The following is a 13,512-nucleotide window of genomic DNA, read 5'->3' on the forward strand; positions in this document are numbered from 1 at the left end:
AAGGAACGACGTTTCCTTGCCTGAAGGTGGGACGGAGCAGAGGGATGCACAGCGTGCTGCGCCGTTCAGGTCAAAAAAAGTCGCCAGATACAGGAAAGGGCGGCACTTACAACAGGATGAAACCATGTCTAATCATATTGATAGAGACGTGATTAATGCGCTTATTGCCGGTCATTTTGCGGACCCTTTTTCCGTGCTTGGCATGCACGCCACCGATGCCGGGCTGGAAGTACGCGCATTATTACCCGATGCCACCGACGTGTGGGTGATCGAACCGAAAACCGGACGCAAAGTCGGCAAGCTTGAGTGCCTCGACTCTCGCGGTTTCTTTAGCGGCGTTCTGCCGCGTCGAAAAAATGCTTTCCGCTATCAGCTGGCCGTTACCTGGCACGGTCAGCTCAATCTGATTGATGACCCTTACCGCTTTGGCCCGCTGCTGCAGGACCTGGACGTATGGCTGCTCGCTGAAGGCACCCATCTGCGGCCCTATGAAACCCTCGGCGCCCACGCCGCTACGATGGACGGCATCACCGGCACGCGCTTCTCGGTGTGGGCGCCGAACGCCCACCGGGTTTCCGTCGTCGGCCAGTTCAACTACTGGGACGGCCGCCGCCACCCGATGCGCCTGCGTAAAGAGTCGGGGATTTGGGAGCTGTTTGTGCCCGGGGCGCAGAACGGTCAGCTGTATAAATTTGAGATGATCGACGCGCACGGCCACCTGCGGGTGAAGTCCGACCCCTACGCCTTTGAAGCGCAGATGCGCCCGGATACCGCCTCGCTGATCTGCGGTTTACCGGACAAAATTACCCAGCCGCAGGCGCGCAAGCAGGCGAACCAGTTTGATGCGCCGGTTTCGATTTATGAGGTCCATCTTGGCTCCTGGCGTCGCCATACCGATAACAACTTCTGGCTGAGCTATCGCGAGCTGGCGGACCAGCTGGTGCCTTATGCCAGATGGATGGGCTTTACCCATCTGGAGCTGCTGCCGGTTAACGAACATCCGTTTGACGGCAGCTGGGGCTACCAGCCAACCGGACTGTACGCGCCCACCCGACGCTTTGGCACCCGCGAAGACTTCCGCTACTTCATTCATGCGGCGCACGCCGCGGGCCTCAACGTGATCCTCGACTGGGTGCCGGGCCACTTTCCCTCCGATGATTTTGCCCTCGCCGCATTTGACGGGACCTCGCTGTATGAGCACAGCGACCCGCGCGAAGGCTATCACCAGGACTGGAATACGCTGATCTACAACTACGGCCGCCGGGAGGTCAGCAACTTCCTGGTGGGCAACGCCCTGTACTGGATTGAGCGCTTCGGCATTGACGCCCTGCGCGTCGACGCGGTGGCGTCGATGATCTATCGCGACTACAGCCGGAAAGAGGGCGAGTGGGTGCCGAATGAGTACGGCGGGCGGGAAAACCTGGAAGCGATTGAGTTTCTGCGTAATACCAACCGCGTTCTCGGCGAACAGACCCCTGGCGCGGTAACGATGGCCGAAGAGTCCACCGACTTTGCCGGGGTGTCGCGTCCCTCCTCGACGGGGGGGCTCGGCTTCTGGTTCAAATGGAACCTCGGCTGGATGCACGACACCCTCGACTACATGAAGCTCGATCCGGTTCACCGCCGTCATCACCATGACAAGATGACGTTCGGCATGCTCTACAACTACACCGAGAACTTCGTCCTGCCGCTGTCCCACGATGAAGTCGTGCACGGCAAAAAGTCGATTCTGGACCGCATGCCCGGCGATGCGTGGCAGAAGTTTGCCAACCTGCGCGCCTACTACGGCTGGCTGTTTGCCTTCCCCGGTAAAAAGCTGCTGTTTATGGGCAACGAGTTTGCCCAGGGGCGGGAGTGGAACCACGACGCCAGCCTCGACTGGCATCTGCTGGAAGGCGGCGACAACTGGCACCACGGCGTCCAGCGTCTGGTTCGCGATCTGAACCATACCTATCGCCGCCACAAGGCGCTGCACGAGCTTGATTTTGACCGCTACGGTTTTGAATGGCTGGTCGTGGACGATCATGAGCGCTCGGTGTTTGTCTTCGTCCGTCGCGATAAGGCCGGGAATGAGATTATCGTCGTCAGCAACTTCACGCCGGTGCCTCGTCACGGGTATCGCTTCGGGATTAACCAGCCGGGGCGCTGGCGCGAAGAGCTGAATACCGACTCGATGCACTACCACGGCAGCAATACCGGCAACGGGGGAGTGGTGGAAAGCGACGCGATCGCCAGCCACGGCCGCGAGAACTCGCTCTCGCTTACCCTGCCGCCGCTGGCAACCATCTGGCTGGTACGGGAGGCGGAATGACGACGCTTTCGCCAGGAAAGCCCGCTCCGCTGGGCGCAAGCTACGACGGGAAAGGGGTGAACTTTACCCTCTTTTCCGCCCATGCCGAGCGGGTAGAGCTTTGCATATTCGATGAGCAGGGGAATGAGCGACGTTTTGATCTTCCCGCGCGCAGCGGCGATATCTGGCACGGCTGGCTGGCCGGCGTCGGGCCAGGTTTGCGTTACGGCTATCGCGTTCACGGCCCGTGGCAGCCCGAGCAGGGGCACCGCTTTAACCCGGCGAAGCTCTTGCTCGATCCCTGCTGCCATCGGGTGGAGGGCGCGCTGCCTGACAATGAGCGTCTTCACGGCGGCGACCGGCAGCCAGATAACCGCGACAGCGCGGCAATAGCGCCGAAGTCGCGGGTCGTCGACCTGCATTACGACTGGCTGGGCGACGTACCGCCGCGCACGCCGTGGGGTCAGACGGTCATTTATGAAGCTCACGTCAAAGGGCTGACCTGGCTGCATCCCGGGCTGCCCGAGGCGATTCGCGGCACCTACCGGGCGCTGGGTCATCCGGTGATGATCGACTATTTCAACACGCTGGGTATTACGGCGCTGGAGCTTATGCCGGTGGCGCAGTTTGCCAGCGAACCGCGCCTGCAGCGAATGGGGTTGAGTAACTACTGGGGCTACAACCCGCTGGCGATTTTCGCCCTCGACCCGCGCTACGCCAGCGAGCCCGAGCGCGCGCTTGACGAATTTCGCGATGCGGTGAAGGCGCTTCACGCCGCAGGTATCGAGGTGATCCTCGATGTGGTGCTGAACCACAGCGCTGAAATCGATCTTGAAGGACCGACCTTCTCCCTGCGCGGAATCGATAACCGTAGCTATTATTGGATAAGAGAAGATGGCGATTACCACAACTGGACCGGCTGCGGGAACACCATCAACCTCAGCCATCCTGGGGTGGTGGAGTATGCCCGCCAGTGCCTGCGTTTCTGGGTGGATGAGTGCCACGTTGATGGCTTCCGCTTCGATCTGGCTTCGGTCATGGGACGGACGCCGGAGTTTCGTCAGGATGCGCCGCTGTTTGAGGCGATCCGCCGCGATCCGCTGCTGGCGGAAGTGAAGCTGATTGCCGAGCCCTGGGATATCGGCGTCGGGGGCTATCAGGTGGGCAATTTCCCGCCGCTTTTTGCCGAGTGGAATGACCATTTCCGCGATGTCGCTCGCCGTTTCTGGCTGCAGCAAAACGCGTCATTGGGAGACTTCGCCCGGCGCTTTGCCGCTTCCAGCGATCTCTTTCAGCGTAGCGGGCGGCAGCCGGCGGCGGCGGTAAATCTGATTACCGCCCATGATGGATTCACCCTGCGCGACTGCGTTTGTTTCAATCAGAAACATAATGAGGCGAACGGTGAGGAGAATCGCGATGGGACTAACAATAACTACAGCAGCAATCATGGTATAGAGGGCTTAGAGGCTACGCTCGACGTGATTGAAAGGCGGCGAGATAGCGTTCACGCCCTGCTGGTGACGCTCCTGCTGTCGCAGGGTACGCCGATGCTGCTGGCGGGTGATGAACACGGCCATAGCCAGCATGGCAACAATAATGCGTACTGTCAGGACAACGCGCTGACCTGGCTTGACTGGGGCAAGGCGAACCGCGGGCTCACCGCGTTCACCGCCGCGCTTATTCATCTACGCCGCCGTATCCCCGCGTTAACCGGCAACCGCTGGTGGCAGGAGGGAGACGGCAGCGTTCGCTGGCTAAACCAACACGCTCAGCCGCTGAGCGCTGATGAGTGGCAGCATGGCGCGATGCGTATGCAAATCCAGCTATCCGAACGCTGGCTGATTACGCTGAACGCCACCCCAGAAGTCACAAATATGGAATTACCTGCGGGGGAATGGCACGCCGTTCTTCCGTTCGCCGGAGAGAACAATCCGGTCATCATGGATGTCTGGCATGGGCCCGCGCACGGAGTGTGCGTATTTCAAAGGTCGTAAGCCCTGAGGCTTCCGGTAAGTTTCGCGGCGGCAACGCGGCGGGAAGGGCAGGAAGGCTGGGATGTAAAAAGGAGTTAATCATGGTTAGGCTAGAAAAGAACGATCCGTTGATGCTGGCGCGTCAGTTGCCCATCAAAACCGTCGCGTTGATTCTTGCGGGTGGTCGCGGTACCCGACTGAAAGATTTAACGATTAAGCGCGCAAAACCGGCCGTCCATTTTGGCGGTAAGTTTCGCATTATCGATTTCGCATTATCTAACTGCATTAACTCAGGTATTCGCCGCATTGGCGTTATCACCCAGTATCAATCGCACACGCTGGTACAGCATATTCAGCGCGGCTGGTCGTTCTTTAGCGAAGAGATGAACGAGTTCGTCGATTTGCTTCCGGCGCAGCAGCGCGTGCATGGGGAAAACTGGTATCGCGGCACCGCGGATGCGGTAACCCAGAACCTCGATATTATTCGTCGCTACAAGGCGGAGTACGTGGTGATCCTCGCCGGCGATCATATCTATAAGCAAGACTACTCGCGCATGCTTATCGATCACGTCGAAAAAGGGGCACGCTGCACCGTGGCCTGTATGCCGGTGCCCATCGAAGAGGCATCCGCTTTCGGCGTGATGGCGGTTGATGAGAGCGACAAGATCATTGAATTTGTCGAAAAGCCCGCCGTGCCGCCCGCCATGCCGAGCGATGTAAGCAAATCGCTGGCCAGCATGGGTATCTATGTCTTTGATGCCGATTATCTTTATGAGCTGCTGGCGGAAGATGATAACGATGAAAACTCCAGCCACGACTTCGGCAAAGACATCATTCCGAAGATAACCGAAGCTGGCATGGCTTATGCACATCCTTTCCCACTCTCCTGCGTACAGTCGGACCCCCAGGCCGAACCCTACTGGCGCGATGTGGGGACGCTCGAGGCCTACTGGAAAGCAAACCTCGACCTGGCATCGGTGACGCCGGAGCTGGATATGTACGATCAGAACTGGCCGATTCGCACCCATATGGAGTCGCTGCCGCCGGCTAAATTCGTTCAGGATCGCTCCGGTAGCCACGGCATGACGCTGAACTCGCTGGTTTCCGGCGGCTGTATTATCTCCGGCTCGGTGGTGGTGCAGTCGGTGCTGTTCCCGCGCGTGCGGGTGAACTCATTCTGTAACATTGATTCGGCAGTCTTATTGCCAGAAGTTTGGGTCGGACGCTCGTGCCGCCTGCGCCGCTGCGTGATCGACCGCGCCTGCGTGATTCCGGAAGGCATGGTGATTGGTGAACACGCGGAAGAAGATGCGCGTCGGTTCTACCGCTCAGAGGAAGGTATTGTGCTGGTCACCCGGGAAATGCTGCGGAAGTTGGGGCACTCACAGGAGCGATAATGCAGGTCTTACACGTATGTTCAGAGATGTTCCCGCTGTTAAAAACCGGCGGTCTGGCGGATGTTATTGGCGCGCTGCCTGCGGCACAAATTGCAGAGGGTACCGACACGCGCGTGCTGCTACCCGCGTTTCCTGATATTCGTCGCGGGATAACCGATGCGCAGGTGGTGACGCGCAGAGATACCTTTGCCGGCCGCATTACGCTGCTGTTTGGCCATTTTAACGGCGTGGGTATTTATCTGATTGATGCTCCGCATCTCTACGATCGCCCGGGGAGTCCTTACCACGATACCAACCAGCATGCCTACACCGATAACGTGCTGCGCTTTGCGCTGCTTGGCTGGGTGGGCAGCGAAATGGCCTGCGGGCTGGACCCTTTCTGGCGCCCTGACGTTGTGCATGCCCATGACTGGCATGCGGGCCTGACGCCAGCCTATCTGGCGGCGCGCGGCCACCCGGCGAAATCGGTTTTCACGGTGCACAATCTGGCCTATCAGGGGATGTTCAACTCCTGGCATATGAACGAGATCGAGCTGCCGTGGTCGTTCTATAACATGCACGGCCTTGAGTTCAACGGCCAGCTCTCGTTCCTGAAAGCGGGCCTCTATTATGCCGACCATATTACGGCGGTCAGCCCAACCTACGCCCGGGAGATAACCGAACCGCAGTTTGCTTACGGCATGGAGGGGCTGCTGCGTCAGCGGCAGCACGAGGGGCGCTTATCGGGCATTCTGAACGGCGTAGATTCAAACATCTGGAATCCGCAAAACGATCTGCTGCTGGCCGCGCGCTACGACCGCGATTGTCTTGAAGACAAGGCGGAAAACAAGCGTCAGCTGCAAATTGCGATGGGGCTGAAGGTGGACGACAAGGCGCCGCTGTTTGCCGTTGTCAGCCGCCTGACCAGCCAGAAGGGGCTGGACTTAGTGCTTGAAGCGCTGCCGGGCCTGCTGGAGCAGGGCGGACAGCTGGCGCTGCTCGGCGCAGGCGATCCGGTGCTGCAGGAGGGCTTCCTGGCCGCGGCGGCCGAACATCCTGGCAAAGTGGGCGTCCAGATTGGCTACCATGAGGCCTTCTCGCACCGCATTATGGGCGGCGCCGACGTCATCCTGGTACCCAGCCGCTTTGAACCGTGCGGCCTGACGCAGCTGTATGGCCTCAAGTACGGCACGCTGCCGCTGGTACGGCGTACCGGCGGCCTGGCGGATACCGTCACCGACAGCTCGTTAGAAAATCTGGCCGATGGCCTGGCCAGCGGATTTGTCTTTGAAGACAGCAATGCCTTGTCGCTACTGCGAGCAATTCGGCGCGCATTCGTTCTGTGGTCGCGCCCTTCGCTCTGGCGTTACGTGCAGCGTCAGGCGATGAATATGGATTTTAGCTGGCAGGTCGCAGCGAGCTCTTATCGCGAACTTTATCAACGCTTGATGTAACCCCAGGAGTCATTGCGATGAATGTACCCTTTAGCTACGCATCACCGACGCTGAGCGTTGAGGCATTAAAGCACTCTATCGCCTACAAGCTGATGTTCATCATCGGCAAGGACCCGGCGATCGCGAATAAACATGAATGGCTTAACGCCACGCTGTTCGCCGTGCGCGACCGGATGGTCGAGCGCTGGCTGCGCTCTAACCGCGCCCAGCTTTCGCAGGAAGTTCGTCAGGTTTACTACCTGTCGATGGAGTTTTTGATTGGCCGCACCCTCTCTAACGCGCTGCTGTCGCTGGGCATCTATGAGGATGTGAACAAAGCGCTGGAAGAGATGGGGCTGAACCTTGAAGAGCTGATTGATGAGGAGAATGACCCGGGGCTGGGCAACGGCGGGCTCGGGCGCCTGGCCGCCTGCTTCCTCGACTCTCTGGCGGCGCTAGGCCTGCCCGGCCGCGGCTACGGCATCCGCTATGACTACGGGATGTTTAAGCAGAATATCGTCGACGGTCGGCAGAAGGAGTCGCCGGACTACTGGCTGGAATACGGCAACCCGTGGGAATTTGAACGCCATAATACGCGCTACAAAGTGCGCTTCGGCGGGCGAATTCAGCAGGAGGGGAAAAACTCCCGCTGGGTGGAAACCGAAGAGATCCTCGCGGAAGCCTACGATCAGATTATCCCGGGCTACGATACCGATGCCACCAATACGCTGCGGCTGTGGAGCGCTCAGGCCAGCAGCGAGATCAATCTGGGTAAATTCAACCAGGGCGACTATTTCGCGGCGGTAGAAGATAAAAACCACTCCGAAAACGTATCGCGCGTGCTCTATCCGGATGACTCCACCTATTCCGGGCGCGAGCTGCGCCTGCGCCAGGAGTATTTCCTCGTCTCCGCGACGGTGCAGGATATCCTTAGCCGCCACTATCAGCTGCATAAAACCTACGCCAACCTGGCCGACAAAATCGCCATCCACCTCAATGACACCCACCCGGTGCTGTCGATTCCGGAACTGATGCGTCTGCTGATTGACGAGCATAAGTTTAGCTGGGATGAGGCGTTTGAAGTGACCTGTCAGGTCTTCTCCTACACCAACCATACCTTGATGAGCGAAGCGCTGGAGACCTGGCCCGTTGATATGCTGGGTAAAATTCTGCCGCGCCATCTGCAGATTATCTTTGAGATTAACGACTACTTCCTCAAGACGCTGCAGGAGCAGTATCCCAACGATACCGCGCTGCTGAGCCGGACGTCGATTATCGACGAGTCCAACGGCCGCCGCGTGCGGATGGCCTGGCTGGCGGTGGTTATTAGCCATAAGGTCAACGGCGTTTCCGAGCTGCACTCCAGGCTGATGGTGGAGTCGCTGTTCGCCGAGTTTGCGCGGATTTTCCCGATGCGCTTCACCAACGTGACCAACGGCGTGACCCCGCGCCGCTGGCTGGCGGTGGCGAATCCGCCGCTGTCGAAGGTGCTGGATGAAAATATCGGCCGCACCTGGCGTACCGATCTGAGCCAGCTGAAGGAGCTGGAGCAGCATATTGATTATCCGACGGTGAACCAGGCGGTGCGCCAGGCGAAGCTGGAGAACAAGCAGCGGCTGGCGAACTATATCGGCCAGCAGCTTAACGTGGTGGTGAACCCGAAGGCGCTGTTCGATGTGCAAATCAAGCGTATCCACGAGTACAAGCGTCAGCTGATGAACGTGCTGCACGTGATTGCGCGCTATAACCGCATCAAGGCCGATCCCGACGCCGAGTGGGTGCCGCGGGTCAATATCTTCGCCGGGAAAGCCGCTTCGGCTTACTACATGGCCAAGCATATTATTCATCTCATTAACGATGTGGCGGCGGTCGTCAACAACGATCCGCAGATCGGCGATAAGCTGAAGATCGTGTTTATCCCTAACTACAGCGTCAGCCTTGCCCAGCTGATTATTCCGGCGGCGGATCTCTCCGAGCAGATCTCGCTGGCGGGAACGGAAGCTTCCGGGACCAGTAACATGAAGTTTGCGCTCAACGGCGCGCTGACGATTGGTACCCTCGACGGGGCTAACGTCGAAATGCTGGAGCACGTGGGCGAGGAGAATATCTTCATCTTCGGCAACACCGCGGAGGAGGTTGAGGCGCTGCGTCGCAGCGGCTACAAACCGCGCGACTACTACGAGCAGGACCCGGAGCTGCACCAGACGCTGACGCAAATCGGTACCGGTCTGTTCAGCCCATCGGAGCCGGGCCGCTATCGCGACCTGCTGGATTCGCTGATTAACTTTGGCGACCACTATCAGGTGCTGGCGGATTATCGTAGCTACGTCGATTGCCAGGATAAGGTGGATGAGCTGTATCGTCACCCGGAGGAGTGGGCCACCAAAGCGATGCTCAACATCGCCAATATGGGCTACTTCTCTTCCGACCGCACGATTCAGGAATACGCCGACCATATCTGGCATATCGATCCGGTGCGCCTGTAACCGCCGTTACGCCATAAAAAACGGGGCCTGATGGCCCCGTTTTTTTATCCTTCTTATCCCCTCAGACCGCGCTTTTCGATGCAGTTACTGGCCGGCGAGAACCCCGTCGGGGACGCCTACGAGGCCAGAGAGAGCTCAGACTTTCCCACGTGCTGCGCCAGCCATTCGCTAATGCGCGCCTGCTGTTCTGCGCTGAGCCACATGCCCTGTTTGGTACGACGCCAGATTGCGTCATCCAGGCTGCGAACCCACTCATGTTCCACGAGGTATTTCAGCTCGGCTTCATAAAACTCGTGGCCAAAATCTTCCCCCAGGTCGGCAAGCGATGCCGCCTCGCCGAGCATCCACTCGCTGTTGCTGCCGTACGTCCGGGCGTAGTGGCGCGCCATTGATTCGCTGATAAACGCGAAGCGGCGGCGCAGTTTGGCGGCGTAGTCGTCGCGATCGCCGTCGATATCGCCCCCGGGCAGAACGGCGGTTTTGGTCCATGCCGGGCCGATGCCTTTGTAGTACGGCGTCAGTTTTTCCAGCGCGTGCTCTGCCAGCTTGCGGTAGGTCGTGAGCTTGCCGCCAAAGACCGACAGCAGCGGCGCCTGGCCGTTTTCGTCATGGATATCGAGCGTGTAGTCGCGGGTGATCGCCTGCGGTGAATCCGATTCATCGTCGCACAGCGGGCGGACGCCGGAGTAGGTCCAGACGATATCGTCGCGGGACAGCGTCTTTTTAAAGTGCGCGTTGTAGGCGTTCAGCAGGTAGCTAATCTCTTTGTCATCAATCGCCACTTTCTGCGGATCGCCGTTGTATTCCACGTCGGTGGTACCGATTATCGAGAACTCGTCCATCCACGGGATCACGAACACGATCCGCTTGTCTTCGTTTTGCAGAATGTAGGCCTGCTTCTGGGTATGCACGCGCGGTACCACGATGTGGCTGCCTTTAATCAGGCGGATACCGTAAGGGGAGCGCAGGTGCATGCCTTCGTCAAAGAAGTGTTTGACCCACGGGCCGGTGGCGTTCACCAGGCCCCGCGCCTGCCAGGTAAACTTCTCGCCGCTATCGATATCTTCCGCCTCGACAATCCACAGCCCGTTTTCGCGTCTGGCGGAGATGGCCCGGGTGCGGGTACGAACTTCACCGCCCTTGCGCACCACCATCTGCGCGTTCGCCAGCACCAGCCGCGCATCGTCTACCCAGCAGTCGGAATATTCGAAACCGCGCACGATTTCAGGTTTTAGTACCGATTCTGCGCCAAATCGCAAGCCGGTTGAGCTGGGTAAACTGGTGCGTTTTCCCAGATGATCGTACATAAACAGACCAATGCGGATCATCCACGCCGGGCGCAGATGCGGGCGGTGCGGCAGGCGGAAGCGCATCGGGAAGGCGAGATGCGGCGCCATTTTTAGCAGCACTTCACGCTCGGCCAGCGCTTCGCTGACCAGGCGGAATTCGTAGTGTTCAAGGTAGCGCAGCCCGCCGTGAATCAGCTTTGAGCTGGCGCTGGAGGTGGCGCAGGCGAGATCGCGCGCTTCCAGCATCAGTACGGATAAACCACGCCCGGCGGCGTCTGCCGCGATACCGGCACCGTTGATGCCTCCCCCTATCACAATCAGATCTTTGGTTTCCACGTTCGCTACCTCTGGCACTTTCGTTTAAGCTCATAAATGTTCGATATCGCTCAATATAGCAAACAAACGCGCCATTGGTAACATCAAAAAAACATTTCAGAGTGATGCATGTAACATATTGGCGTTTATTTCCCGTCTGACGGTACACTAGATAGTAGAATCATGGCCGGTAACCAGCCTGCTATATCACCCCGCAATAAAGAGACAAGAGCACATGGATCACTTTGAATGTATCAACGTAGAAGAGGCGCATCAGAAGCTGCAGCAGGCGATGGCGGTACTGGTGGACATCCGTGACCCGCAAAGCTATGCGATGGGCCACACTCCGGGTGCGTTTCATCTGACCAACGATACGCTGGGCGCGTTTATGCGTGATAACGACTTTGAGACGGCGGTGATGGTGATGTGCTACCACGGAAATAGCAGTAAGGGCGCCGCGCAGTATCTGCTGCAGCAGGGCTATGACAAAGTCTACAGCGTGGACGGCGGCTTCGATGCCTGGCATCGTCACTTCCCGGCCGAAGTGGCTCACGGAACGCTCTGAGCCGTTACCGTATACGCTTGATGTTTCAAACGGCCGCCGTGCCGGGCACCGATGCTCGCCCGCGGCTGCCGTCGCCACGCACCTTGAATGATTTTGCGTATATACTGTCCCCCTTTGTGTGGAATAAGCGACCCGCTGCATGTTAATGATTACCTCTTTTGCTAACCCGCGCGTGGCCCAGGCGTTTGTCGACTATATGGCGACCCAGGGCGTTATCCTGACGATTCAGCAGCACAGCCAGAGCGACGTCTGGCTGGCGGACGAAAGCCAGGCTGCGCGGGTTCAGGCCGAACTGACTCGCTTTCTCGAAAACCCCGCCGACCCGCGCTATCTGGCGGCAAGCTGGCAATCGGGACAAACCAACAGCGGGCTGCACTACCAGCGCTTTCCCTTCTTCGCGACCCTGCGCCACAACGCCGGGCCCTTTACGTGGGCGGTTCTCGTGCTCTGCGTGCTGGTCTTTGTGCTGCAAAATGTCCTTGGCGACCAGCCGGTTATGCTGCTGCTGGCCTGGCCGTACGATCCCTCACTGAAGTTTGAGGTCTGGCGCTACTTTAGCCATGCGTTGATGCACTTCTCGCTGATGCACATTCTGTTTAACCTGCTATGGTGGTGGTACCTCGGCGGCGCGGTTGAAAAACGGATTGGCAGCGGCAAGCTGGTGGTGATCGCCGTCATCAGCGCGCTGCTGAGCGGATTTGTTCAACATCAGTTTAGCGGCCCCTGGTTTGGCGGCTTATCCGGCGTGGTGTATGCGCTGATGGGCTACGTCTGGCTGCGGGGAGAGCGGGATCCGCAGAGCGGCGTTTATTTACAGCGCGGCTTGATACTCTTCTCCTTAGTATGGTTAATTGCTGGATGGTTTGATGTTTTTGGCATGTCGATTGCGAACGGCGCGCACGTAGCCGGCCTGGCGACCGGACTGGCGATGGCGTTTGTTGATACTCAGCATGTGCGAAAACGAACATAGAGACTCCCCCGTCATCCATGATAAGCGAGTCAAATTTTCCCAGGGATATTGCATGAAACAAACACAACGTCATGACGCTATTATCGAGCTGGTAAAAAAACAGGGATATGTCAGTACGGAGGAGCTGGTTGAGCAATTTTCCGTCAGCCCGCAGACCATTCGTCGTGACCTGAACGATCTCGCCGAACAAAAAATGATCCTGCGCCATCACGGCGGCGCCGCGCTGCCGTCCAGCTCGGTTAACACCTCCTGGCACGACAGGAAGGCGACCCAGACCCAGGAAAAAGAGCGTATTGCCCGCAAGGTTGCCAGCCAGATCCCCGACGGGGCGACGCTGTTTATTGATATCGGCACGACGCCAGAAGCGGTGGCGCACGCGCTGCTGGAGCACAACGATCTGCGCATCGTCACCAACAACCTCAACGTTGCGAATACGCTAATGGTGAAGGACGACTTCCGCATTATTCTGGCGGGCGGCGAGCTGCGCAGCCGGGACGGCGGGATTATCGGCGAAGCGACGCTGGATTTTATCTCCCAGTTCCGCCTTGATTTTGGCATTCTCGGCATCAGCGGCGTCGATAGCGACGGCTCGCTGCTGGAGTTTGATTATCATGAAGTCCGCACCAAGCGCGCGATTATTGAAAACTCGCGCCACGTGATGCTGGTAGTGGATCATTCGAAATTCGGCCGTAACGCGATGGTGAATATGGGCAGCATCAGCATGGTTGATGCGGTTTATACTGACGTGATGCCGCCAGCGGGCGTACTGAAGGTTATTAAGGACAATAACCTGCAGCTGGAGCTGTGCTAAACGG

General features: G+C 58.5%; 9 protein-coding genes. 8 read left to right on the forward strand and 1 reads right to left on the reverse strand.

Features of this window, described 5'->3' with window-relative positions:
* Window positions 1-124 precede the first annotated feature (124 nt).
* The 5 genes from glgB to glgP all read left to right on the forward strand — a co-directional run bounded on the left by glgB (window position 125) and on the right by glgP (window position 9,558).
* Window positions 125-2,311: a 1,4-alpha-glucan branching enzyme gene (gene glgB, locus NWP14_RS17165; protein WP_375215720.1), complete on the forward strand. Its 2,187-nt coding sequence runs from the start codon at window positions 125-127 to the stop codon at window positions 2,309-2,311.
* Complete coding sequence (gene glgX, locus NWP14_RS17170; protein WP_375215721.1) at window positions 2,308-4,284, forward strand: glycogen debranching protein GlgX; 1,977 nt, start codon at window positions 2,308-2,310, stop codon at window positions 4,282-4,284. The genes glgB and glgX overlap by 4 nt, the downstream gene beginning before the upstream one ends.
* A gap of 80 nt (window positions 4,285-4,364) precedes the next feature.
* A complete protein-coding gene (glgC, locus tag NWP14_RS17175; protein WP_375215722.1) occupies window positions 4,365-5,660 on the forward strand; it encodes a glucose-1-phosphate adenylyltransferase in 1,296 nt (431 codons plus the stop codon).
* Entirely contained in the window at window positions 5,660-7,093 is a 1,434-nt protein-coding gene (gene glgA, locus NWP14_RS17180) for a glycogen synthase GlgA (protein WP_095105317.1), read from the forward strand. Before glgC ends, glgA begins: the two co-directional genes overlap by 1 nt.
* 17 nt (window positions 7,094-7,110) lie before the next feature.
* Window positions 7,111-9,558: a glycogen phosphorylase gene (gene glgP, locus NWP14_RS17185; RefSeq protein WP_095105315.1), complete on the forward strand. Its 2,448-nt coding sequence runs from the start codon at window positions 7,111-7,113 to the stop codon at window positions 9,556-9,558.
* A gap of 116 nt (window positions 9,559-9,674) precedes the next feature.
* Here glgP and glpD read toward each other — a convergent pair whose 3' ends face one another.
* On the reverse strand, window positions 9,675-11,183 hold the full coding sequence (glpD, locus tag NWP14_RS17190; RefSeq protein ID WP_375215723.1) for a glycerol-3-phosphate dehydrogenase: 1,509 nt from the start codon (window positions 11,181-11,183) through the stop codon (window positions 9,675-9,677).
* A 214-nt stretch (window positions 11,184-11,397) separates the two neighbouring features.
* Here glpD and glpE point away from each other — a divergent pair, with 214 nt between their 5' ends.
* The 3 genes from glpE to NWP14_RS17205 all read left to right on the forward strand — a co-directional run bounded on the left by glpE (window position 11,398) and on the right by NWP14_RS17205 (window position 13,508).
* Entirely contained in the window at window positions 11,398-11,727 is a 330-nt protein-coding gene (gene glpE, locus NWP14_RS17195) for a thiosulfate sulfurtransferase GlpE (RefSeq protein ID WP_041143029.1), read from the forward strand.
* A 139-nt stretch (window positions 11,728-11,866) separates the two neighbouring features.
* Window positions 11,867-12,697 carry a rhomboid family intramembrane serine protease GlpG gene (gene glpG, locus NWP14_RS17200; RefSeq protein ID WP_095105312.1) on the forward strand — a complete coding sequence of 277 codons (831 nt, stop codon included), beginning with the start codon at window positions 11,867-11,869 and terminating at the stop codon, window positions 12,695-12,697.
* 52 nt (window positions 12,698-12,749) lie between these two features.
* On the forward strand, window positions 12,750-13,508 hold the full coding sequence (locus tag NWP14_RS17205; protein WP_041143027.1) for a DeoR/GlpR family transcriptional regulator: 759 nt from the start codon (window positions 12,750-12,752) through the stop codon (window positions 13,506-13,508).
* The last annotated feature ends 4 nt before the right edge of the window (window positions 13,509-13,512 follow it).

This window comes from Klebsiella sp. C349492, from assembly GCF_042055345.1.
Classification (GTDB): Bacteria; Pseudomonadota; Gammaproteobacteria; order Enterobacterales; family Enterobacteriaceae; genus Klebsiella; species Klebsiella scottii.